The 26530-nt window shown below is 36.8% G+C and carries 13 protein-coding genes; all 13 read right to left on the reverse strand.

What is annotated here, in order from left to right; translation table 11 throughout:
- Positions 1 to 135: 135 nt before the first annotated feature.
- The 13 genes from EG814_RS11205 to EG814_RS11265 all read right to left on the reverse strand — a co-directional run bounded on the left by EG814_RS11205 (position 136) and on the right by EG814_RS11265 (position 26435).
- Positions 136 to 1023, reverse strand: a complete 888-nt coding sequence (locus EG814_RS11205) for a sugar phosphate isomerase/epimerase family protein (protein WP_125721907.1) — start codon at positions 1021 to 1023, stop codon at positions 136 to 138.
- Between the two features lie 160 nt (positions 1024 to 1183).
- The gene (locus EG814_RS11210; RefSeq protein WP_125721909.1) at positions 1184 to 2329 is read right to left on the reverse strand and encodes a sialidase family protein; all 1146 of its coding nucleotides are present in this window, start codon (positions 2327 to 2329) and stop codon (positions 1184 to 1186) included.
- A gap of 221 nt (positions 2330 to 2550) precedes the next feature.
- Positions 2551 to 5301 carry a glycoside hydrolase family 78 protein gene (locus EG814_RS11215; protein WP_125721911.1) on the reverse strand — a complete coding sequence of 917 codons (2751 nt, stop codon included), beginning with the start codon at positions 5299 to 5301 and terminating at the stop codon, positions 2551 to 2553.
- A 172-nt stretch (positions 5302 to 5473) separates the two neighbouring features.
- Positions 5474 to 7039: an MGH1-like glycoside hydrolase domain-containing protein gene (locus tag EG814_RS11220; RefSeq protein WP_125721913.1), complete on the reverse strand. Its 1566-nt coding sequence runs from the start codon at positions 7037 to 7039 to the stop codon at positions 5474 to 5476.
- 539 nt (positions 7040 to 7578) lie between these two features.
- The gene (locus EG814_RS11225) at positions 7579 to 10026 is read right to left on the reverse strand and encodes a glycoside hydrolase family 95 protein (RefSeq protein ID WP_125721915.1); all 2448 of its coding nucleotides are present in this window, start codon (positions 10024 to 10026) and stop codon (positions 7579 to 7581) included.
- A 232-nt stretch (positions 10027 to 10258) separates the two neighbouring features.
- Positions 10259 to 11674, reverse strand: coding sequence for an acetylxylan esterase (locus tag EG814_RS11230; RefSeq protein ID WP_125721917.1), 1416 nt, complete (start codon positions 11672 to 11674; stop codon positions 10259 to 10261).
- Between the two features lie 149 nt (positions 11675 to 11823).
- Positions 11824 to 14598, reverse strand: a complete 2775-nt coding sequence (locus tag EG814_RS11235; RefSeq protein ID WP_125721919.1) for a glycoside hydrolase family 78 protein — start codon at positions 14596 to 14598, stop codon at positions 11824 to 11826.
- 170 nt (positions 14599 to 14768) lie between these two features.
- The gene (locus tag EG814_RS11240; protein ID WP_125722067.1) at positions 14769 to 16634 is read right to left on the reverse strand and encodes a sialidase/neuraminidase family protein; all 1866 of its coding nucleotides are present in this window, start codon (positions 16632 to 16634) and stop codon (positions 14769 to 14771) included.
- 245 nt (positions 16635 to 16879) lie between these two features.
- Positions 16880 to 17797 carry a glycoside hydrolase family 43 protein gene (locus tag EG814_RS11245; RefSeq protein WP_125721921.1) on the reverse strand — a complete coding sequence of 306 codons (918 nt, stop codon included), beginning with the start codon at positions 17795 to 17797 and terminating at the stop codon, positions 16880 to 16882.
- 78 nt (positions 17798 to 17875) lie between these two features.
- The gene (locus EG814_RS11250; protein ID WP_125721924.1) at positions 17876 to 19441 is read right to left on the reverse strand and encodes a glycoside hydrolase family 28 protein; all 1566 of its coding nucleotides are present in this window, start codon (positions 19439 to 19441) and stop codon (positions 17876 to 17878) included.
- Between the two features lie 229 nt (positions 19442 to 19670).
- Positions 19671 to 21071 (reverse strand): glycoside hydrolase family 140 protein, encoded by a 1401-nt coding sequence (locus EG814_RS11255; protein ID WP_125721926.1) that lies wholly within the window; start codon positions 21069 to 21071, stop codon positions 19671 to 19673.
- A gap of 261 nt (positions 21072 to 21332) precedes the next feature.
- Positions 21333 to 24416 carry a DUF6298 domain-containing protein gene (locus tag EG814_RS11260; protein ID WP_235830960.1) on the reverse strand — a complete coding sequence of 1028 codons (3084 nt, stop codon included), beginning with the start codon at positions 24414 to 24416 and terminating at the stop codon, positions 21333 to 21335.
- A gap of 312 nt (positions 24417 to 24728) precedes the next feature.
- Positions 24729 to 26435 carry a polysaccharide lyase gene (locus EG814_RS11265; protein ID WP_125721928.1) on the reverse strand — a complete coding sequence of 569 codons (1707 nt, stop codon included), beginning with the start codon at positions 26433 to 26435 and terminating at the stop codon, positions 24729 to 24731.
- Positions 26436 to 26530: the final 95 nt, after the last annotated feature.

The raw sequence follows: 26530 nt of genomic DNA on the forward strand, positions 1-26530 counted from the left end.
TTAAAAATAATCTGCTAAATCTGCGTGATCTGCGAGAAAATATGACTCCCGCAGATTGAGCAGATTCGGCAGATTTGTAGTGATAATTTGTTTAGTTTAACGATTACATATTGATCACTGTATCTTTCAATTTATTTAATTCTGGAAGATTTTCTTCAAATAAGCGACATTGGCTCCGTAATTGGCTTTTACATTATGAACTTGTGTTACGTCTCTTGAACGCTCTACAATCAGCCAACCGCTCCATTTCATTTCATCCAGCGTTTGTTTGATTTTTGGCATGTCGATCGCAGGATCGTTTTCTAACCAAAATTTATCGGTGTTTGAAGCGTGAATCTGTGCTAAATGTTTCTTTCCTAAAATCTTTAATTCTAATGCTATATCTCTTCCGTTATCTACGGCATTCGCAAAATTGAACGAACTTTTAATGTATTTTGAATCTACTTCTTCCAAAAGTTTTTTCTCGTCTGTGGCGCTTAATGAAGTTTCAATAGCAATAACACCGCCAATTTTACCGACTTGTTTTCCCGCCCATTTTAATCTTTCAATAACAATCGGACGTAGTTCTGGATTTTTAGTCAAATCGCTTTCTGTTCCTAACGGTAAAAAAGCCACTTTTACTTTCATGTCTTTCATTGCCTTTACACAATCGTTGATCATTGGTTCGATGGTTTCTCTTTTGGCGAAAGACTGTGCGTAAAAACCCGACATGGCAATGGAACTGATTCCGACATTTAATTCTTTTGATTTATCTAAGAATTTTTGTCTTTCTACAGGATCGCCCAATTTGCTGTCGAAAGTAGGACGCTTTCCTAAACCGCCCATATCCATTTCGATTCCGTCTGCCTTGATTTCAGCTGCTAATCCGAAAGCACCTAATTTTTGTCTTTTTAAAATCATCCAGTCGCAAACCGCTACTTTGTATTGCTGTTTGTTTTTTGATGGCTGAGCCGTTGCACAGCTGTTGAATGTTGTTGATAAAACAACAAGCAATGCAATTAATAAATGTTTTTTATATATCATGGGTATATTTTTTTTTTGCCACAGATTAAAAGATTAAAAAGGATTTTTTTTATCTCCATAATCTGCTAAATCTGCGAGAGTAAATTTTTTCACGCAGATTTAGCAGATCTAGCAGATTTTTTAATCGGTGAAAATCCTTTAATCTGTGGCATTATATTTTTTACTCTTCTTCCGCTTTCACAGCCGTAACCACTTTTCCTTCTTCGCCTGGCCAAACTCCATTTTTAATTGGAAGTGCAACCAGTTTACTCGGATCAACTTTTACGTATTTCAGTTTTTCTCTTCTCCAAGTATACACAATATGCACCATTCCGTCTGAGCCTTGAATCATCGATGGATATGAATATTGGCTGATTTTTGAATCTTCTAAAACTAAAGCAGCTTTCCAGTTAATTCCATCTTTAGAAACCGAAACATTCAAAGGCGTTCTCGGTCCTTTTGCTTCTTTCCCCGGAGGAAGAACGTGATTGTAAACCAATAAATGTCTTCCGTCTTTTAAAGTTACAGCATCTGTTCCTGAGTTGTTATTTGGAAGTCCGATTAACTCCACATCCGACCATGTTTTTCCGTTATCTTTTGAGAAAGTGCTGAAAATAGCTCTGTTTCTGGTTCTTCCTATTGCTTGAATGCTTCCGTCTTTGTGGAATAAAATACTCGGCTGAATGGCATTGATTTTTTGTTTTCCTCTTGGAAGCGTATCGCCCATTACCCAAGTTTTTCCGAAATCAGGAGTTGATTCCATACGAAGTCTCCAGCCGTCGCCTTCGATACTTGACGGACATAATAAAGTTCCGTTGCTTAATAAAACTGGTTTATTTTTGATTGGCCCTAAGAAACCTTCTGGCATTTTTTGAGCCTCAGACCAAGTTTTTCCGCCATCAGATGAAGTTCTAATTACGCCCCACCATTCAGATGGTTTTGGTCCGATTTTGTAGAAAAGCATTAAATCTCCATTCGGAATTTGATATAAAACAGGATTCCATGTTGGTAATCTTGGGCCTTCTTTCATTACACCGTCGGCCACTTTTACACCTTCGTTCCAAGTATCACTTCCTTTTGGTTTAATTGCTACATAAATGCAAACGTCAGGATTTCTCTCGTGAGTTCCCCCAAACCAAGAGGCTACTAAATCACCATTTGTTGCTTCGACAATTGTAATGGCATGGCAAGACGGATAAGGTGCTTTATCGTAAACAAACTGATCTACTAAAATTCCTTCTTTCCATGTTTTCTTTTCTAAAGCCGACTTACAACTTCCTAAAAGGAAAAGTCCAAACAATACAAATGCTAATTTTATAATCTTCATTCTTAATTAAATTATGAATTATTTTTTTCGACAATAAATATATACCTATCATTTTTTTAGGTAAAAATATTTATTAAGTGTAAAAATAACACTAAAAAATTAACAATGTATCCTGTACTGTCCCGAAATACTAAAAATGCAAGTTATTTAACGTTTATAGCAAAATATCTTAAGCTTTTTATTACTAAAGCATCTTTATCTGGGGACAAATTTTCCCTATGTTATTGTTTTACCTTCAAAACATACGAACCTGATTCTAATGAAAGTACAATATTGTTATTTTCAATTTTATAAGAAGAAGTCTTATCCAGCTTTTGTTTATTAATAGAAACAGCAGAAATATCGCTAGTTGGAAGATATACAACAGCAGAACTATTTGCAGGAATACTAACATTCCAAACCAATCCCTTTTTATCTTTTTTCCAATCGCTTTTTATCATTCCGTAAATCGATTCATAAAACGCATTTACATAGGTCAATCCTGCATTAAAATCAGGTTTCATGATAATTTGTTTGAAGCCTGGCGTTTCAGGATTGCTTTTGATTCCCGCCATATTTTCATAATACCAAATCAGTAAATCACCTAAAAGCATGACGTGGTTTTGCGAATTCATAGCAGGATCTGCGGTGTTTCCGTTCCAAAGTTCCCAAATTGTAGTGGCTCCATTTTCAACCATATAACCCCAGCTTGGATAAGTTTTGTTGGATGCTAATTTGAAAGCTAAATCTCCACGTCCGAAATTAGTAAGCGTTCGCATTAAAAACTGAGTTCCGATAACGCCTGTGCTTATGTGACCATTTTTTACGACTTCTACTTGGTGTACCAAATTTTCGAATATTTTGGTTTGAAGTCCATCTGGAACCATTCCGAAAGTTAAAGGCAGTAAATTGGCAGTTACAGTATTATTCGCGTAACTGTTTTTATATTGGTTTAAATATTTGGTATTGAATGCTTTTTTGATTCTTGAAGCCAGTTCATCATAATGCTGAATATCTTTTTCATGATGAGCAATCACCGCAAATTTCTTCATAATATTCAATAACTGATAATAAAACGCACTCGAAATCAATTCCCCATCTGTTAAACGCATTGGATCTTTCGAACGAATTAATTCTAGAGATTCTGGCGGAACGCACCAATCGCCGTATTTATCTTTCGTCATAATATCATCAACCAAATAATTTTCTTCCATATAATCCATCCATTTTTTCATGTTTGGATATTGTTTTTCGACCACTTTTGCGTCTCCAAACTGCTGATACAGCATATCGGCAACCGTGATATACGTTCCTGGCCACGTAACATTGTCTCCATAATAACGCCAAAAAGCAGGTGCCACATCCGGAAGTCCACCATCTAGCGTTTGTGAATATTTAATATCGTCTAACCATTTGGCATACAAAGTCTGATTATCAAACAAAAAACTTTCGCCATAAGCTCCTGTAGTTCTATCTCCCAACCAAGGCTGACGCTCATTTCTTTGTGGACAGTCAATTGGCATTCCTTTATAATTCCCGCTGATTCCCCACCACGCATTCTTAAAAATCTGATTCATTATTGGGTTTGAAGAATCGAAAGTTCCTGTTGTTTGAATGTCATCATACACCACTTTTCCAACAAAATTTTCTAAAGTCGGCTTTGTTGTAAAACCTGAAATTTCAACAAATCGAAATCCGTGGAAAACAAAACGAGGTTCCCAAACTTCTTCGCCTTCCCCTTTTAAAGTATAAATATCTGTAGTTTTCGCATCACGCAGATTCGCAATGTACAACGAACCGTCTTTCTGCAAAGATTCAGCAAACTTCATCGTGATTTTTTCTCCACTTTTCCCTTTCACTTTCAATTGCAACCAGCCCACCATATTCTGCCCCATATCTAAGATATAAGTTCCTTTTGGTGTTTGTTTGATCGAAATAGGTTTTACTTCGCGTTTCACCTTCATATTTGCCGACATCTGCCCTTCATAAAACCCGCCTGGTTCCTGCACGTATTCTGCTGAAAACCATTTTTTATCATCAAAATTAATGGTGTTCCAACCTTTCATTTCTTTACGGGCGTCGTATTCTTCACCGTCGTATTCGTTGTTCGATAAAATTGGTCCATCGGTTGTGATTTTCCACGTATCATCTGTACGAATAGCGTCTTTGCTTCCATCGGTATATTCTACAAATAACTGTAAAGCCATTTTTGGGTAACCAAACGTTTTGATTTTATAAGGTTTGTAATCTTGGCGCATCGTAAAAAAACGTCCGTTTCCTAAAATCGTTCCTAAGATGTTTTTACCTTCCTGAAGTTGCGAAGTCACATCAAAAACATTGTATTTTACATTCTTTGTATAATCCGTCGGAACAGGTGCTAAAACCTGATCTCCAATTTTATTTCCATTAATGTACAACTCGTACAAGCCCATTCCCATGATATAAACCTTGGCATTTTTGACTTTCTTTTTGAGATTGATTTCTTTTCGTAAATATCTTGCTGATAATCTAGAATATTGAGAAATACTGTCTCCAGGAGAAGTTTGTTCATACCCAATCCATCGCGTTGATTTCCAGTCGGCGTAAGTCAAAATTCCGATACTGAAATGTGCATTTTCTTTAGATTGAATTTCTCCTTTATTGGTAAAAACGGTTACTTTCCAGAAAACATCCTGACGGTTTTCAAGTTTTTTTCCATTATAAGTTACATTTACAGAAGCATCGCTTTGTACTTTCCCGCTGTTCCATAAATCGCCATTTCCGGCATTTAGTTTTTCTAAACTGGAAGAAGCTATAATTTGATAAGCTGTTTGTTTTACATCGTTTACGTCTGCTTTTATTTTCCAACTTAATCTAGGCTGTAAAACATCGATTCCTTCTGGATTGGTAAGCATTTCGCATTTCAAATCACTAACCATAATCTTGTTTTGGGCTTTCGCCGAAATGGTAAAAAGTGAAATGATTAGGGTAAGATGTAAAAAAAACTTTTTCATGGTATTATTTTAATGCTTTTGTGCTTTATTTTTTTCACCCAGATTAGGCAGATTTATGCAGATGGTCGCAGATTTTTATCGTGTTTTATAATTCCCAAATAAGAAAGAGACGAATAAAAATCACTTTTAATCTGCTTAAATCTGTTTAAAATCTGCGTGAAACAATTCAATTTTACTCTGAAATCACTCTTTCCAATTTCTCAGAAACCGCAATTTCTTTTCCGTTTTTATAAATTCTAAAACCTTTTCCTTTTTTATATTTTTCGCCTGTTTTATCCCAAAGTATAGTAATAATATTGCCATGATACAAAACATTATCTAGACAAAACCAATCCCATTTTTCCTGCGGAATCAACGGATTCACTTCAATCTTTTCATCTGCTCTCGGACGTAAACCAACCATTCCCGTAATCATCAAATCGTTGAAAGTCGAGTGATTGTAATAACGGCTTCTTTCTCTATCGCCCATTAACCAATAGCCAGTCGTTTCGTCCAAATATTCGCCAAGATAAGGCTTTCCTCTATAATACTGCGATTGCACATACAATTCCATTTGTTTGAAATAATCTGGTTTTCCAACAAAATTCTGATCGTAACTATTTAAAACATTTGCCATTGCGGTCAAAGTCTGCGAACTTGCAAAAGGCCAAATTGCACCGTCCCACTCGCAAGTTCCCGTTCCGTGCGTTCTAAAACGCGGACTTCTTCTTTCTGCCGTTGTCAATCCAAACGGTGCCGAAAATCCTTTTTCATCTTTAATTTGTTCCCAAGCTTTTTCAAAACCTTTTCCTTTTTCAGGAAGATTAAAATACCACGGAATAAATCCGATCGCTTCTCTAACCTGTGCCAAAGTATCTTTTTGCGTCAAAGTTTCAAAAAATTCACTTTTCTGATTCCATAATTTGGTTTCTACTAATTGCTGCAAAACCTCTGCTTTCGCTTTAAATTTTGCTTCTGCTTGTTTATCGCCTTTCATTTCAGCCATTTTAGAAATCGCTAAAGCGTTTCCATACATATAACTGTTAATTGTTGGTCTTGCGTTTTGCACTTTTCGCCCGCCGCTTAAAGATTCTTCCATTCCGTCTTTTACATCATGCTGCCAAAATAAACCATCTTTGCGCTGACGGTCTTTTTCCCAAACTGCATAATCCGTAACCATGTCTGGGTACAAATCCAATAAGAATTTTTCGTCTTTATTCACCAAATAACGATTGTACAAAGCATCGGCTGTCCAACTGCTGAATTTATACAATTTGTTCATTGGCTTTCCGTCATTACCTCTGTACCAAATTTTCACATCTTGTTCAATATATTTCGGGTCATGAACCCAACGAAATTCGTTGATATGATGCCCCAAAGCACAGCTGATCATATTGTATTTATCGGCATATGAACGGTCAACTAAAAACTCTGTAATCGCAAATCCCAAAGGTGTATTTTTAATATGCTTCCGAACACTCCACCAACGGAAATAATAAATCTCTTCAAAATTCTGCTGTGGACATTCAAACAACGGAATGTTCTTTTCCATCCAAGTCCATGCGCTGTCATTCGGAATCGCAAATTTCAAATTTTCGTCTTCCATCGTGTTGAAATAATCAACATAATGTTTGTAATCTGCCGAATTTAAAACAGCCGATTTTCCTTTATGCGAATGACTAACACCTGATTTACAACTTGTGTTTAAAGCAATTAAAACCGTAAGGGCTATTATTTTGTATTTAAAATCTCGTAACATTTTAATTATATTATTTTAATATTTTTTTGGGCGTGTCCCTCCGGGCCGTGCTGTCCGTTCCCGCTTCCCGATGAAAAATCGGGAGAGCTCCACTTCCATCACTCACGCGAGAGACGTTTACGTTTTTGCAACTCCTGCAATCCCGAGGCTTCGGGACAAAACCTTGTAGGTGTTTTGGTCTTCAAAGATTCCATTCACAGTTTTATCAAAAGTGACAAACTAAACTTCGTATTTTAATATGAACCGTTCCTACGGAACTCTTTTAACTATGTCAACCTATTTTCAACGGATTAAAATCCGTTGCTACAATATAAATCATTCCTCCGGAATTTCTACAAACATTCTAAGGTTCCATAGGAACGATACATTTTGTAGGGACGGATTTTAATCCGTCCAACGCAATCAAAATCGACAATCGTTGTACGATGTCTCGTTCCTCGCAATGACAAACTATACTTGCTATTTACCTAAAAGGTTTCGAAAACCTTGCAGGAAAAAAACTCTAAATTCCCTTATGTAACTTATATGGTTAAAAAAAATCAATTCCCCGTAAAAGTATACGTCTGCCCTGCTTTCATATTCATATCGTAAACATTGTAATTCGGCAATTTTACTTTTTCTAGTTTAGCTTCATTTGAAATAATTGGTTTCTTCACTTCCACATCATAAAACAAAGCATTTCCGTTTTTTCCTTTTGCTTTTTTTATTGACGAACCTTTCAAAGTATTCTCCACTTTTAAACGGCAGTTTCCACCAATTTTTGAATATATTTTTAAAGTCAAAACTTTATTATTTTTCCAAGTCATATCGATTACAAAACCACCTCTTGCTACTAAACCATTTACACTTCCGTCTTTCCAAACAGTTGGTAAAGCAGGCAATAACTGAATCGCATCTTCCTGACTCTGCATCAGCATTTCTGCGATTCCTGCTGTACAGCCAAAATTCCCATCGATTTGAAACGGCTGATGCGCATCTAACATATTCGGATACGTTCCTCCGCCTTTTCTCTGATCTGCTGTTACCAAATGCAATTGATCCTGAATCAGCTTATAAGCATGATTTCCGTCTAATAATCTCGCCCATAAATTCACTTTCCAGCCCATTGACCAACCTGTAGATTCGTCTGTTCTGTAAATCAGTGATTGTTTTGCGGCTTCAAATAATTCAGGTGTTTTGATTGGCGAAATCTGATTACTCGGATACAATCCGTACAAATGTGAAACGTGTCTGTGATTGTCTTTCGGATCATCCCAATCGTCCTGCCATTCCTGCAACTGATTGTGTTTTCCAATTTTCATTGGAAGCATTTTTGCCAAAGCATCACTCACTTTTTTCGCATAAGCAGCATCTGGTGAAACTAAAGTTGAAGCTTCCATAACATGCGTAAATAAATCAAAAATCAATTGATTGTCCATTGTTGTTCCAGACGCAATGGTTGATTTTCCTGTTCCACCCGCATGAGTATTTTCAGGCGAACTTGAAGGAACCACAACCAAATATCCCGTGTTTGGATCTACAATCATAAAATCCAAAAAGAAATCTGCAGCACCTTTCATGATCGGATAAATCTCTGCTAAATATTTTTTATCGCCTGTATATAAATATCTTTCCCATAAATCCTGACAAACCCAAGCTCCACCAGTCGGCCACATTCCTGAAGCTGCTGAATCTACCGGAGCTGTTACACGCCAAATATCGGTGTTGTGGTGTAAAACCCATCCGCTGGCATTGTACATCATTTTAGCAGTTTCTGCACCCGTAACGCTTAACTCTTTTGCCATCTGCAAAAACGGTTCGTGCATTTCCTGCAAATTCGTTACCTGCGCTGGCCAATAATTCATTTCGGCATTGATGTTTGTCGTGTATTTACTGTCCCAAGGCGGAGTAACCATGTCATTCCAAATTCCCTGTAAATTCGCTGGCTGTCCGCCCGGCTGTGAACTTGAAATCAATAAATAACGTCCGAATTGGAAATATAAAGCTGCTAACTGCGGATCAAATTGTTTGGAGAAATCTCTAATTCTTTCGTTTGTTGGTTTCTTAGCGTTTTCATTCGAACCTAAATCTAAAGCAACTCTGTTGAAGAATTTTTGATAATATTCAGTGTGAGCTTTTTTTATGGTTTCGAAATCTTTTATTTCGGCTTTAGCCAAATAATCTTTGCTTTTCGCAATTTCGTCTCCTGAAATGTCTTTATAGTTTTTAAAATTAGTTGCAATCGAAATGTACAAAGTCACTTCATCGGCTTTGTTAATACTTAAAACTCCATTGCTCGCATCAATTTCTCCGCCTTTATTTTTAGCAGTCAATCTACCTTGAAATTTTACTTTTCCTTTTACACCTTCAAAATTGGTTCCAACTCCCGAAAGGATAATCTGATTTCCTTCTGTCGACGGAACGGTTTTATCAATCGGACTATTCATGAAAACATTACACGTAATTTGTCCCGGTTTGCTCGCAGAAAGCTTCACCGCAATTACCTGATCTGAAAATGCAGTGATGATTTCGCGAGTAAATTCCACTCCATTAACCGTGTACTTCACTTTCGCGGAAGCGTTACTAATATCTAAATCCCGATAATAATTCGAATATTTTTGATGCCCTGGAAATGAAATATAAACGCTCCCAAAAGTCTGGTACGGCATTCCGTCATTCGTCTGCGACATTATATCTTTTGTAGCCAAATCTTGCGCTTCATCAAATTTTCCTTCAAATATTAGTTTGCGGACAATTGGTAGAGATTCAATAGATTTAGAATGGGCATTACTATTTGGAGAACCCGCCCAAATGGTTTCTTCATTCAATTGTAAACGCTCCACAGCCGGATCGCCAAAGACCATCGCGCCCAAGCGTCCGTTTCCTAATGGCAAGGCCTCGTTCCAGATTGCAGCTGGTTTATCGTACCAAAGTTTTAAATCGTTTTGCGCTGATGTAAAGGAAAAAATTCCTAGACAGATTGCGGTTATTTTAATTTTTAAATTCATATTTATATTTTTTTTCGCCACGAATTCACGAATTTTCTTTAATTCTGCTTTGTGTTTTTATTTCTCAATTTTTTTGCCACAGATTAAAAGAATTTCCACTGATTAAAAAAATCTGCTTGATCTGCTAAATCTGCGTGAAAAAATTTTACTCTCGCAGATTTAGCAGATTACCCAGAAAAAATCCAAATAATCATTTTAATCTGTGGCTAAAAAATAATTCGTGAATTCGTGGCTATTTTTTTACCTCGTAAACTTTCAGATTTTTTTCTCCGAACATTTCATATAATTTGTTGATGTCTTTCAGCGCATTTTTAGGCAGTTTTTCGCCTTTATCTCCAAAAACAAACAACTTTTCTTTTGGTTCAATCACACAAGTCGATTCGTCGATTTCATCTTTATCATTTTTGACTTTATTCAAATCTAAATTTAAATATTTTGACATAAATGGATACAACGCCATACGCTTCGAAATTCCGAAATCATGTCCTTCTTTTGCAAAATGAGCATTTTCAACCAAATCTTTCTTGCCATATAACTCATACGTTCTCTGGATAAAAGGAAATTCCAATTCAGGAACCGCCAACGTCCAGTCTTTTCCATCCGAAACAATCAATTGTGGTTTTGGAGCCATCATAGCTGAGATTTCAGCATTGTTTGTTCCGTTTCCGCATAAGTGGATTCCGCGTCCGCTTTCGCACGGACATCCGCCTGAAAAGTGAGACGAAACCATCACAACCGGAGCCGAAACTTTTACACGATCATCAATTGCTGCTAAAAACATCGTGTGCGATCCCCCGCCAGAACCTCCCGTAACGCCAACTCTTGTCATATCGGCATTTTTTACCGTTGCTAAATAATCCAAGAAACGAATTCCTGTCAGCAACTGAACGGTCGATGCAATACTATTTCTGTGCGTTTCTGTAGGAAATTGCAATAACGATTCTCCCCATGCAAATAAATCGTATCCCACAACGATTGCTCCCATTTTAGCCATCATTGCACATCTGTACTGCTCGTCTTTTCTATATCTTCCGTCACCGAAATGTCCATCTGGAGTTATAATAACAGCTGCTTTTTTGTTCAACGGATACGGTTTATAAATCGATCCCGTTGCATAAACACCCGGCAAAATCTCGAGAGCGATATTCTCAACACTATAATCTTTATAAATTCTCTTTGGAGTTAAAAGTGGTTTAGACTTAGGTGTAGGGGGCGCCTTATCCAAACCAAATGATGTTATCATACAAGCTTTTAACTCCGTTTTGCGTTCTTCCCATTGTTCTTTAGTCGAATAAAGGCTTTCCAAGTAAAACAAACGTTCTTTTCCTTTATCAACAGAAACTTTATGGTTTTCATATTTACGAATAATGTAGGTTCCATCCGGCTGTTTGAAATACATCAATTCGAATGGTGCTAAAATATTAGTCAGCGACAAAGGTAGATTTCCTGGTTCAATTCTCCAGTCGGCATAATCAAGTTCTTTTCCTTTCAATAAACCTCTGTCGTCGTTGATGGTAACGTTAAAAACCGTTTCAATTTTCTTTACTGTTTCTGAAACTGATTTTCTAAAATTGGTATCAGAAGTCTGTGCATTGGTAATTGTCAAAGCAAAAATGGAAACTAAGAAGATGTATTTTATTTTTTTCATTGTTGTGAGATTGTACGCGGATTTAACGGATTTACTTCGTAATCCCGATAGCTATCGGGAGCGGATAAAAACGGATTTTTTTGTTTAAAAGAGAAAAAAATCCGCGTCAATCAGCGTTTTCGCGATAGCGAATCCGTGTCATCCGCGTTCTATATTGTGCATTCAATTATATATTTTCCAGAGCCCAATTCTAAAACTGGTTTAATTCCATCATTACCAGCCCGAATCTTTTTATCATCAATTTTTATCTCAGAATTTTTAGCAACTGGCAGTTTTATTGTCGCTGTTGTATTTACTGGAATTTCCACACTCAGAATAAACTTTCCATCTTTCTTTTCCCAAGACGAAACAATTTTCCCATAAACCGATTGATAATCCGCTTTCGCGAAAGTCATATCGCCAACCACTTCTGGCTGAATGAAGAAATGTTTGAATCCTGGTTTTTCAGGATCGGCTACAATTCCGGCTAAACTTTGGTAAAACCATTCTTCGATTTGTCCCATCATAAAATGGTTATACGAATTCCCTTTTCTCGGATCCCATTGTTCTGTCAAAGTCGTAACACCATATTTAATCTGAAAACCGTAACCCGGCGCATCATAATGATTGTTCATTTTGAACATTGTTTCGTTCTCGCCATTTCGTGCCAAAGCCTGAAATAAATAGCGATTTCCAACATCTCCTGTGGTCAGACGATCACCTTTTGCTGCGATATCAGCCAATAAATTTTGCATTACAGCTTCTTTATATTGTGGCTCAACAATATTCATAAAAATCGGAACTGCATTACTAAACTGACTTCCCGTGCCGTATTGTTTGGTTTCTGCGTTAAAAAACTCATTATTAAAAGCCGTTCTAATCTCGGTAGTCAAAGTTTCGTATTTCTCAATATCATCAATTTTACCTAATAATTTAGCTGCTTTTGCCACTAAACTTGCTCCATAATAAAAATGTGAAGTTGCCGAAAGCGCAATCGGGCTGTTTTTTGAATATCCTGCAGGATGTGTTCCGTAATCGTACCAATCACCCAAACCGTGTGAAACGATGTGATTTTTAGATTTTGATTCTAAATAATCGACATAGTTTTTCATAATCGAATAATATTTTTCGATTAAAGAGGCATCGCCGTAATATTCGTAATACATCCAAGGCAAAATCACGCCTGTAACACCCCATTCTGGAGAATCGGTAAAATCGCCACCAAAAATGATATATTCAGGAACAATCGACGGAATAAGTCCGTTTTCTCTTTGCGAATCTGCAATGTTCTGCATGGTCGCAGGAACGAAAGTTTGCAAACTATAATTAAATAATAATCCTGGTCCGTTTAAGTGGATTTCTTCCAGCCAGCCTAATTTTTCGCGTTGCGGACAATCGGTAAAAACGCTCTGGAAATTACTTTTTATAGCATAATTTATAATCTCATGTGTTTTATTAAACAACTCATTCGAACACGCAAAACTTCCCGCTTCTCCAGCCGAATTGTAAATGAAATTCGATTTCAAATCTAACAAAGTAGGGAGACTTTTATCTTTTGTTTCTTTGTAATTAATGTTTTCAATCTGAACAAACTGAAATCCGTAAAAGCTAAATTTCGGCGTCCATTCTTCGGTATCTTTACTTTTTAGAGTATAGTCGTAATAATATGGTTTTCCTGATTTTCCCTGTCCAACCGTTCCGTCTTCGTTTAAGCTTTCTCCAACCCAAACACGAACGGTTTGTCCTTTTTTACCTTTTACTTTGATGGTTGGAAATCCCGAAAGATTTTGTCCCATATCAAAAATAAAGAAATTAGGTTTTAGCTCTTTTGCCGTTTTTACTTCATATTGTTTTTGAATCGTAATAGGTGTTGCAGTTTGCGGTCTTAAAACGCCTTTTGGCGCTTCCTGAACGACAACTTTTTTCCAATTTGAATCTTTAAATTTTTTAGTGTTCCAGCCTTTTTGTTCTAAATTGGCGTTGTAATCTTCTCCGCCAAAAATACTGTTGTACGTAATCGGACTTTTGCTGTATTTCCAAGTTTCGTCTGATTGTATAATTTCTTCTGAATTATCATTGTATTTGATTTTCATTTTGAAGAATAAAGTCGGCGGACCAAAACTCACAAAGAATTTCGTATATCGCTCAGCCAGCGTATTGTACATTCCATTTCCTAATAAAACGCCGATTACATTTTCTCCTTTTTGAAGTTGTTTCGCATTTAATTCGTAAACATTATAATTTACCGTTTTATCGTAATCTGTCCACAAAGGCGCAAACTGACTGTTACCCACTTTTTTTCCGTTAATGGTTAGTTCGTAATGTCCTAAACCTGAAATGTAAACAACCGCTTCTTTAATTTCTTTTTTTATTTCGAAAGGTTTACGAAGCATGATACTTCTTCTTGACAAAGAATCGGAAGCATTAATAATCGCATCTTTCTTTTCTCTTTTGTAAGTGGCACTGTGAAAGTTTCTGCCTTCCGGCAAATGACTGTCGGCTTTGGTAATGGCTCCAATCCAAACGGGATTTAATTCAGATTCTAAAGGTGCCGTTCTAAAAGTAGCGGTTCTGCTCCATTTTGAAAGTTTTCCTTGCTGATTCCAAACTTTAACTTTCCAGAAATATTTGGTTTCGTTTTTTAGCGGTTTTCCGTTATAAACAATATGTAGATTTTTGTCTGAATTTACTCTTCCTGTGTTCCAAATATCTCCGTCGTCGTTATTTAGTTTTTCTTCGGAAGATGCAACTAAAATCAAATAGGCAATTTGCGAGGCATCGGATTCTTTTGAAACCAATTTCCAACCGAATTTTGGTTGATTTTGGATGACGGCTAAAGGATTTTCAGCCATTTCTGTGGTGAGATGTACAGGCAGAATTTGTCCTTTAGAAACTAATGTTACTAAAAGAAAAATTACTATTGATATATTTTTAAAAAACTTCACTTTAATATTTTTTTTCGCCACGAATTCACGAATTTTCTCTAATTTTTCTTTGCGTTTTTATTTCTCTAATTTAAACCGAATTATTGATTCGATTAATCTGTGAAATTATTTTAATCTATAGCAAATAAATTATGCTCTGATAATAAAAATAATTCGTGAATTCGTGGCTATTATAATTTTTTAGTAACCAAAGACTCGATATTGAAAACTGCTTCAGGGATTAATTTTCCGGTTTGAGGCAGGTCGTCGTAATCGTCTGTGTCTGGCGCTGTGTCTGCATTTGGAGTAAATCTTTGTTCTCCTGTTCGGAACATGATTCTTTCAAATCCGTCTGTTGGCGCGTAGAATATCTTTGTTGATTCTTTTTCATCGTTTACTTTTATCGTGTACGAACGGTTTTTTGCATCTAATTTAACCGTTACTTTATACGTTTTATTGGCTTCATATTTCCCAATTCCATTAAAACGAGCTCCCGTTTTCACCTTAATCTGACCGTCTGAATCGAAAGTCAATCTTACCGAAGGCAAACCTTGTTTATTTTGGAATTCTACCTGCAATAAACCGTGATTGTTCTGTTCTGGTTTAACTGTAAAAACAGCTTCCATTTTAGACGCAAACGGAATCACTCTCTCGGCTCTTGAATAATCAAAATAATCCTGGTCTCTTAAAGTCAGCCATTTTTTACCGTCAGCTTTCTTTTCGATTTTAGTTGATGCCCAAGAAAGATCATAAGTATTCCAGAATTTCAATTCTTCTCCGTCCGGCAGATTATTGAAAACATCGTTTACATTTTCATTTACCACAGAAGTCACTGGAACGGGAATCGAAGCCACCCAAATATCCTCTTTGTTTACGCTATAACCTACCCATATTTTTCCGTCGGGCGGAGTTCCATTTTTCTCTGTAATTCCGCGAACGTATTGTGGACCTGCTGATTTGTAGTTTCCGCCATAACGCATCGGACTTACTTCGCCGTGAACCAATAATAAATCTTTGTAATTCAATCCATCGTCACTCGTTGAAATTGCCAAAGGCCAGCGATATTCCGACGGATTATACAATGTCGCATAACGGTTGTCAGATGTTTTTTGTCCCCAAATTTTAGCATTGCTGTTTACAAATCCTGGTGCACGTAACGGCATATAATCCCAAGATTTTCCGCCGTCACGGCTGATTGATGTTAAAGCATGTTTCCATAAACCGACTACATTTCCGTTTGGCAAATGATAATAACTAAAAGCTTTATACGGTTTCTGAAGCGGAATCAATTCATCATCACGATCGGCTTCTTCTACCCATTGCTGTAAAACTAAAGGCTCAGATAAAATTTCTTCACAAGCTTTGATCAGACCTTTGTCTTTTGATTTGGTATAAAAAGGAAATTTCGATTTCGATTTGTCCCATGTTTTATTGTATCTGATGAAATAGATTTCGCCGAAACTTCCGTCTTTTTTGATTTCGCGAATCACACGTCCAATACCTTTTCCATCGTTTGGATCGTCTTTTTCATCCATTGCGATTCCGTAATACGCTAAGGCAAAAAGTCGTTTATTTTTAGACGTATAAAAGCCCATTCTTTGGTGCATAATGGCATCTAGATTTTTGGCAACACCTTCTACTCCCTCTTTTTTCCATCCGTCAGGAATTCTGTAAATCGGAAAAATTACTTCTGGTTTTGTCCATGTCTGACCATCTTTTGAGGTCATCAACAACGTCTGACTAGGAGGAATATGTTCACCTGAAGGATCGCTTAAATAATGCAGATAAAAGGTATTGTTCCAATACGCCATCATCGGCTGGTGGTTGTATGTCCATCCAAAACCGTCTGCTTTTTCAGGATGTTCACGACTCGCACGCATGATCTGCGTCGCGTGAACTCCAACCGCCGGACTTAATTGTCCATGATGGTAATCTACATTTGAAAGTGTTTTACCAACATAACGCACGGTGTCGTTTTGTGCATTTACAGCCGTGCAAGTCAAAAGAATTGCAGAAGCAGTGATGATGTTGGTTTTTATGTTTTGGAAAGCAATCATTATATTGTGTTTTTGTTTCACGCAGATTAAGCAGATTTTAGCTGATCTAAGCAGATTTATTTTTAATTGTTAGTAATCTATTTTAGTTTAATACAGAAAAAAGATCTGCTTAATCTGCTTTAATCTTTTTAAATCTGCGTGAAATTTTTCTAACTATTCCTTTAATATGCTTTATCTGCCATCCCGATAGCTATCGGGTGCGGGAAAAAAATTTACTCTCGCAGATTTAGCAGATTACACAGATTTTATTTTTTCTCAATTAATCCTTTTAAAACTTCATTAGAGATTGTCGTAATCGTTCCGTGTTTGTGTCCTTCCGGAAGACTTATTTTGGATGAAACATCTTCAAAATGAACAAAATCTGAAGTGCTTAAAGCTTTATAATTTTTTGAACCGTAATTGTCATAATATAATAGCCAGTTTTTACCGACTTTTACAACTGTCGGACCTTCTGATAAATACTCAGTTAAAGGTTCTGAGCTTTTTTCAAACGGACCTAAAGGCGATTTTCCGAAAGCTACTTTTATGTTTCGCATTGGCCTTGTATTGTCTTTTAGAACCAAAACATAGTCTTTTTTTCCTTTTTTAACGATCACGCAATCAATTACGCTGAAACCTGGATCGTAATATAATTTTGTATCTGAAAACGTTTTGAAATCCTTTGTGGTTACGTAATACATTCTGTGGTTGTTTTTCTCGTCTTCTACACCTTTTGGATATCGGAACGGAATAGTTGATGCCCAAATAATAATGTATTCTTTCTTTACATCATCATAAAAAATCTCTGGTGCCCAAACATTTACGACTTCCGGTTCGTTTTTCATTACCGGAATATATTGCTGTTCTGACCAATGAATTAAATCTTTTGAACTCGAATATCCGAAACCATTTCCACCTTTCCAGTCGGTTGTCCAAACCATGTGATAGGTTCCGTCTCCGCCTTTTGTAATTGACGGATCGCGCATGATTTTACTGGCTCCGATTTCTGGTTTTAAAAATGATCCTTCTAAACCTTTCCAATTGTAACCGTCTTCGCTGTATGCCAAATATAAACCTTCTGTCGCTGGTTCTCTAAACGACGTAAAAAGATAGAGTTCTTTCTTTTTCTGCGAATAACTGATCGCGAAAATTGAAAGGGTTACTATGATGAATAATTTTTTCATGCTATTAAATTAAACACAGATTTCACGAATTAGCACGAATTTAATTAGTGAAAATCTGTGAAATTCGTGTTATATTATTTATTCTATAATCGCTTTTTTATCTAAAGAAGATCCTTTTTTAATCGCTGTTTTCACATTATTCAAAACATTATTTTTTAGGAAAATGTTTTTGGTTTCTTTTCCATCGGCTTCGATAAAAATATCGGTTTCATTGAATGGAAAATTATTATTTATCATGGCATTAGAAACATTATCTAACTTTATAACCGGAACTGCTTTTATTGGTGTTGATGATCCAACGTTGTCTAAAATAACATTTTTAGAATCTGAAATTTTGAAAGAAGAACCAACTGTCGCATTTACTTTTACGTCATGAAATTCGACATCTGTCGCCGTGCTTACCGTAAAACCTTCTTTTCCGTCCATGTTGATGTTGGAGAACGTGATATTTTGAATCGGCATTTCTGTAATTCCCAGAATCTGACCTGCTTTGTTTACGTTAGATGCCGTGATATTACTCATATGAATGTTTCTAAAAATCGGCGTTTTCTCGGTTACAGGTTCTACTTTTGTTCCTTTATCATAGAAAAGACTTAAAACGATGGCTTCTTCTTTAATGTTTTTCATGACGATATTATCAACTCGAATATCTTCTACCACTCCGCCTCTTCCGCGAGCCGATTTGATACGAATTCCGCGATCGGTTCCGTCAAAAACACAATTCGAAATGGTGATTTTTTTGATTCCGCCCGACATTTCGCTTCCAATAACCACTCCGCCGTGACCGCTTAACATGGTGCAGTTTGTAATAGTTACATTTTCAGTTGCTTTTCCGTATTTACGTCCGTCGCCGTCTCTTCCAGATTTGATTGTAATACAGTCGTCTCCAACGCTGATGTGGCAGTTTGAAATATGAACATTTGTACAAGAAGAAGGATTGATTCCGTCTGTATTTGGCGAATGCGGATTAAAAATCGAGATTCCGGTTACGGTTACATTGTCGCAGAATTCTGGGTTAATCGTCCAGAAAGGTGAATTTTGAAACGTAACTCCTTCAATTAAAATGTTTTTGCAGTTGTAAGCCTGAAAAAATGATGGTCTGAAAAATTTCTTGTCAACGGTTCTTTTGTAATACGGTTCTGTGTAAAGGCCTTTATTTTGCTCTTCCCACATGGTTTGGTATTTCGTTGGAGGCAATGGTTCTTTGGCACTTTCGATTCGGTACACTTCATTCCACCACGCTTTTCCTTGTCCGTCGATTATGCCTCTTCCTGTGATACTGATGTTTTGCTGATCTTTAGCATAAAATAAGGGTTGGAAAGATTTCATTACAATTCCTTCATAACGCATTTCTACGTACGGCAAGTAATCATCAAAGTTTTCTGAGAACTTTAAAACTGCTCCAGAATCTAAATGAATTGTGATGTTGCTTTTAAGGGTTAATGCTCCTGTAAGGTATTCTCCTGCAGGGAAGAAAATCGTTCCTCCGCCGTTTTTCGATGCTTTTTCGATTGCATTTTGAATGGCTTGAGTACATTTTTGGCCTTTGTTGTTTCCGCCTTCTTTAAGGATGTTTATCCAGCCGTCTTGTGCGAAGGTTGTTAGACTAGTTATGCAGCAGAGTATTATTAATATGTTTTTCATTGTTGTGTTGTTTTTTGGTTTCACGCAGATTTAAAAAGATTAAAGCAGATCCAGCAGATTTTTTAAATTTAATCTGCGCAGATCAGCTAAAATCTGCTAAATCTGCGTGAAATATTTTATTCTCACTTTTTGTCATTGCTAGGAATGAAGCAACCACATTTACAAAATCAATTTTGCTTATAAGTTGTAGTGAGGTTGCTTCGTTCCTCGCAATGACCAATCTATAGGGTTACTTTGAGGTTAAAATCAAAACCCAGTCATTGCCATCTTCTTTTTTACCTTCTGGCTGGAAGTTTTGAGTTCCTTTATTATCAAATGTTCCGATTTTTGTTTTTTTACCATTTCTTGGATTGTACCAAGTTGCTTCAAATTTATCTCCGGAAATTTTGCCAAGTTTAACTTCTATTATTCTTCCGTTGTAGGTATACAGCAAAGCATATTTTTCTCCTCTAATTGCCGAAATATAATCGTATTTTTCTCCTTGATTAACTACTAATGAAACGTCTGGTGTTCCTTCTAAAAATGGAAATTCTTCGATTAACTTCTTGATATAAACCATTTGTTTGGCTCCGGGTGCATTGATCGCCGATGTCCATAATTCTTTGTTTCCGTACGCTGGTTTGTCACCTTTTCTGAACATTTGCATTACAGCGTTGTGTCCGTAGGTGTAACCTGCTCCACCTGACAGAACTGACCAATACCCATAACGGCGAATGTCGTTTGCGGTCCATTTTGGCTGTAAAGTATCGTGGAGACCGTGCGGAATATTTTCGTAAGATGGTTCTCCGTCCAATGTTGGTTTAGTTGGTTTTAATTCGAAATCTCTAAGAACAAATTTGTAATTGTCTTCTTTGAAATTGGTTTTTACCGAATCCTGATCGTATCTTCTGTGTCCCGACTGAAACATATTGAAATCCAGCCATTTTGCATTGTGAAAGTTTTCTGAAGAATCTGTTCTACCGAACGGATGGAAAGTCACTAATTGCTCTGGATTGTTAGTTTTTAAAGTGTTTCCGATGGCGTTCCAGATATCCTGAAATTCGTTTCCATGTGTGTCTCCGCCGTTTAACCAGATTACGTTGGTTCTGTTTTTATATCTATTAGCCAAAAACTGAGCGTATTCTGTTGCTTGTTCCTTGCTTACTTTATTTCCTTTTGAAACGTTCGTTCCCCAAACCGGAACCATTGCAACGTAAATTCCGTTTTTCTGAGCTACGTCTAAAGTGTAATCTACGTGATCCCAGTAATCGTATTGTTTGGCATCTTTGAAATCATTTCCTGCTGTAATTAATGGTTTTGAAACATCTTCGTTGATTAATGCTGGATCACCATAAACGTTTACGGCATTGATGTTGTGCAAAACCATGACCTGAACTACATTGAATCCTTTGTCTTTTCTGTCTTTAAAATATTTCTCTACTCCTGCTCTGTCCAGTTTTCCGAATGCCAGCCAGCCTGTGTCGCCAAGCCAGAAAAATGGTTTTTCGTTTTCGGTTACAAAATAATGCTGATTTTTAGATACTTTGATTTGAGGCAGTGCGCCTTTTGTTTTGGCTTGCGAGAATCCGCTTTGTGCTGTGAGCATAAAGGGAATGCAAAGGGCGTATAAAGATTTTATTTTCAGATTCATTTTGGGTTGTTTTTGAATTTATGTTTTTTAGTTGTTAATAGCCACGAATTCACGAATTTTTCTTTTATAATCTTTGTGTTTTTTTTCACGCAGATTCTGCAATTTTAGCTGATTTGTGCAGATTTAATTTTATAAAAAAATCTGCTTGATCTGCTTTAATCTTTTTAAATCTGCGTGAATTTTTTCTCTCGCAGATTTTGCAGATTGGACAGATTATTTTAATTCTAATTTTTTAATCCTTTTAATCTGTGAAATCTGTGGCTAACTTTTTTTCACTACAAATAATACTTTTTCTTTTATTTCGGCTTGCGGGATTGTGATTTGTTTTCCTCCGCTTATGTTGGCTTTTTTGGTTGTATTTCCTGTTGAAGCATTGATTGCGAATACTTCAAATGTTCCTTTTTCGTTTGCTAAATCGATTGTGATATCCTGATCGTTTTTCAGGTAAAACAGATAGCTTTTTCCTTTGTTTTCTAATTTCCAAAGATTGTCTGAAAACGTGTTTCCGTCAACTAATTTCATTTCGCTTAAAGCGGCATAAAACTGAGGCAGTTCAATTTTTGGAATATTTGGCAAAGAAGCTCCTGCCATTAAAGCCGGCCATCCAAATCTTGATGAACCGTCTGTTGAATATAAAACTACTTTTTCAGGATATTTTTCGCGGTATTCACGAACGGCACGATACACTTGATTATCAGTTTCTTTACCGGTTTTCATTTTTCTGGCGTGCTGTCTTGGCGCTAAATTTACACCTCCCTGTGGAGCATATGCCGAACCATCTTCTTTGTAATACCAATATCTGATGTCGATTACATCAACCGTTTTGTTTCTTTTAGCATCATTTAAAATAGCGTCCTGAACATCTTTGGTTGCGCTTAATCCGATTAAGCCTTTTTTACCCGTTTCCTCTTTCCACTTTTGAGCCTGATCAATCCAGAATTCCATGAAATGAAGCGGACCTGTGTATTCGGCGCTTGTTAACTGAATTACGTTGCTGTTTTCCTGAAAGTTTTCGAACGATTTTCTAATAAAACCTTCGTGCAATTTTCTTCTTTGTTCATTCGTAATATCATAAAACTGTTCCGCCATAAAAATACGTTTGTCTCCTGCGTAAGGCGGTGGCTCAGGAAATCCTGAGTTATTAATATTGTTTGCCGAACGCCAAGGCGAACTTGCCCAGTGTGCTCCAGCTTCTAAAATATTGTGCTGAAAATATTGCTGATTGATTAACAATTGTCCGTTTGGTTCTGCCAATGTTGCAAACTGCGCTAAACGGTTCCAATACCAATCGTTGAATTTCGTCAAATCATATTTGCTTAAATGATCCCAAGCCAAATCCTGTCCGCTTCTCGCGAAAGGCTGTTCGTAAAACGGAGGCCAGACATCGGCGTCAAATCTACGTACACGTTCGTGATCGTCCATACGGCGCTCGTACCATAAACCATAATTGTGTTCTAAAGCTACAATGTTGTTTTTTGTCAAATAATCTACCGTTTCCTTGACTTTGTCTGTTAGTCCGTTTCCAGTTCTTCCCGGTACAAAACGGGTTATATGCGGTGTTGATTTGTTTACAAAATCATCGGTAAGATCGCCTCTCCACCATGCTACATTGGTTTCTTTTCCTGCAATTAATTTTCCTTCAAAAGTCAATAAACCATTTTCAACGATTACTTTTGAAGTCGATGTTTTCGCTTTATTTTCTGAAGTAATTTTTAAATCGTTAGCATTTTTTAAACCTGAATTATTGATATTAATTGGGTTTTGTTTCGAAACTTCTGCAATCCATTGTGGTAAACTTTTTGCCGTTGTTGCCGAGTTTTTTGTCAGTTCCTGAGCGACTTCTATTGTCGGACTTGAAGAAGGTTCTGAACCTAAATCATAAATAAAAGCTGGTGAAGGCAGTTTTCCTAATCTGTTTTCTAATTGTGTGTAAAACAAACTTCTCGGGCTGATATGTCCGTTTACGTCTTTCCAATGTCCGTTTCCTCCAAATTGTCCCCAAACTCCAAAAGCCCAGTTTTGTGCTGTCGGCGGACTATAACATTCTACTTTTGAAGCTGATGATTCCCAAATAACTGAATTAGCGGCTGTCCATCCTGCTCCTCTTCCTGCTTGTTCTCGGTTATTATAACTTAAAGCTTTTCCGTCAATATTGGCAATGTCGAATAAAACTCCGGTTGCCCAGCTTCCGATTGCTCCGCTGTTATCAAAGGGAAGATGCGATTCGCATTGCACGAAAGCATTTGGACCCGTTGTACCAAATCCGCCCACGGCGAAATCATGATAGCCAAATTCAGAATAACAACGGTGAAAAAGGGTCTGCTGACCTTCTGTATAAAAAGTATGTCTTCTGAATGAAGCAATTTCTGAAACGGGCTCTGTGGCAATACAATCTTCAACTGTAATCTGCTGACTTGTTTTTAAAACTGTAACTGCTCCACCTGCAAAGTGTTTGAAATTAACCTGTTTTACCCAGGCATTTCTTGTGTTTTCAATACTTATCGCCTGCCATCTGTGTTCTTCATCTTTTAAATTTGAAGCATTGAAAGTCGATTTAATCAGCATATTTTCAACGCCGATATGTTCGATTCTTCCTGCCCATGAATAAACGGTAACTTTTGAAGTTCCAAAAACATCATCTAAAGACATCGTTATTGGAGCACTTACCGTTACTTCATTTCCGTTGATTTTAGTTACAACACGATTCCAAGTCGTAATCCAATCTCCTTTTTTCCAACCGATCCATGAAGTTTCTCCTCCGAAATCCTGCATGTGTACTTCTTTAATGAAATTATCGGTCAGTGGTTTGCTGATTTCGATTTCATCTGAAACTTTTAGTTTTGAAGTATTCTTTAATTGGATTTTCTGTGTTCCAAGTGGTGTGTAAGCATTGTTGAATTCGAACGAATCTTTGTAAACTTTATCGTTTACACCTAAAATTCTAATCAAAGCTTCTCTTTCTAAACCAGTTCCTAGAAGTACTGTTCCGTTTTCGGTGTTTCCGCTTCCGCGAAGGACAACTCCCGATTTTCTAATGTATAAAGTCCCGCTTACTTTGAAAGTTCCTTTGTCTAAAAGAACGGCCCCGCGAAAGCCATTTTTATCTGGTTTTAAACCGCTTACATAGTCAATCGCATTTTGGATTTTCTGTGTAGCGTCTTCATCCTGATTCGAAACAAAAATCTTGTTCTCCAGATTCGGAATTGATTTTTCTGATGCCATATAGCCCGCAAAAGAAAAATCCGGTATCTGATTTCCTTGATTGTCTTTTGTGAACGTTAGTTTTCCTTCTTTGGTCTTTACAATGTCTGGGAAAGCTGTTTGGGCTGTGATATTTACAGACATAGCAAAACACATTATTACTAATGTGTTTTTGAAAGAAATTATATTTTGTTTAGTGAAATTCACTTTTTAATAATTTTAGATTTCTGAATTTAGATTTTAGATTTTCTAAAGTTAAGTATTTCCTCAGTTTTGTCATTTCGACGGAGGAGAAATCTCCGCAAGAAACTCCGCAAAGTTTGATTTAGATTGTCGAGCTACTTACGGAGATTTCTCATCCGTCGAAATGACAAACTGTGCGTTATTACTTTGTGTTATGAAACCTGACAGGTTTTAAAAACCTGTCAGGTTTCTAATCGCAAAAAACACTTTTAACTATTGAACTAAAGATTTCACTTTAGCCAAAGTATCAATATTATTCTCCAATTTCGTCCAGTCTACTTTTTGATTTGGATCTATGTTGTTGAAATACTTTTCAATATTCGTGTAACCGTCTCCGTTAGAATCTTTATTCGCATCTGAAGCATCATTTGGATTTAAACCAAATTTCTTCTCCCACGCATCAGGGATTCCGTCGTTATCTGAATCTTTATAAGCTTTTCCTTTGTATGTAGGATATCCGCCAACTTGGTCTGGATGCGTTATAATTCCTTTTTTGTATGAATCGGCAGGAAGTCTTCTTTTTACAAACTCTTTTCCGATCGTATTTTCTAAACCGTCTTTCACTTCTATTTTTCCTGTGCGAACTTGTTTTAAAACTCTTTCATCAACAGCATCTCTTTTTGGGATTGTCGCTCCAACATTCGTTAAAACAAAATCATAAGCTTCTTCTGCACTCATGATTTTAAATGGTGGCATTGAAAACGGTTTTGTCTGTTTGATTGCTGCTAAAAAATCTTTTGTTTCAGCTTCTGGAAGTTTTTCCAATTGTACTCCGCCATTCCAGTTATCTGCTGTAACTTCAGGACTTCCTACAATAAAGTTCCCTGAAACATAAGCTCTACCGTATTGTTTTGGCTGAATATATCCTGATTCTGGTTTTACGATTCTATGCGAAATAGGTTCGTTTACTGGCGTAATTGGTCCAGGTTTAAAATAATTGTTGATGATGTTTAACATCGAACGATAATCTCCGCCGTCCAGCGTACGGTTCCACCAATTAAATACTACGTTATTCACAAAATTAAAGTCGCCATACATTCCGATAGAAGCATTTCTAGAAATGTTGTCGGCCCATAAATTGCGCATAAAAGTACTATTTAATCCGCCGATTGTACTTCCAAACGCGTGATTATAAGTATCTAAACCTTCTGATGAAATGGTATTTTGAATCGTGATATTACAAGCTGGCATTTTCTCCAGTTTCGATTTTTCATTTACCTGAAACTGATGCCTGTATAAAGAAATATTTTCATCTAATCCCCAACTTATCGAACAGTGATCAACTATGATATTTCCCATCGGATTTCCGCCAAGTGCGTCGTCTCTTCTGGTAACTTCAGTTGCACCGCGTCTAAAACGCATGTGTCTGATAATTACGTCATGTGTGTCAATTTCTAATGTTTCTCCCGCAATACAGATTCCGTCTCCCGGAGCCGTCTGTCCTGCAATCGTTACATAAGGTGCACGCATACTGATTCGTTTTTTTAACTGAATAATTCCTGAAACGTTAAAAACAATTGTTCTTGCTCCAACAGCTTCACAGGCTTCACGAAAAGTTCCTTTTCCGCTGTCTTCTAAACTTGTTACTACAAATATTTTTCCGCCACGTCCACCTTGTGTATACGCTCCTCCACCTTCCGCGCCTGGAAAAGCGGGAATATCAGCCTGTACAAAATCTTTTGGATAAGAAGCCCAAGGTAAATATGGTTTTCCTTGTTTTCCTTCTTCTTTGATAATGTGATAATTGGCATTCCATATTTCAGCTAGTCTTTTTTCTTCATCCGCTAAAACAGCGTCTGCTTTTGCCTGAACATCTTTTGGAATTACAGGATATTGGGCATAAGCCGAAGAAACAAGCGAACAAAATGAAAAGGCTAGTAATGTGTTTCTGATAGTGCGGTTTGGAGAAATATTCTTCATTAGTCCTTAGTAGTTAGTTGGTTAGTCCTTAGTTTTTGAGTACTTAGTAATTAGTCCTTAGTGGTTAGTCCTTAGCTTTTTAGTTAGTAAATGGC

The organism is Flavobacterium ustbae (assembly GCF_003946915.1).
GTDB lineage: Bacteria > Bacteroidota > Bacteroidia > Flavobacteriales > Flavobacteriaceae > Flavobacterium > Flavobacterium ustbae.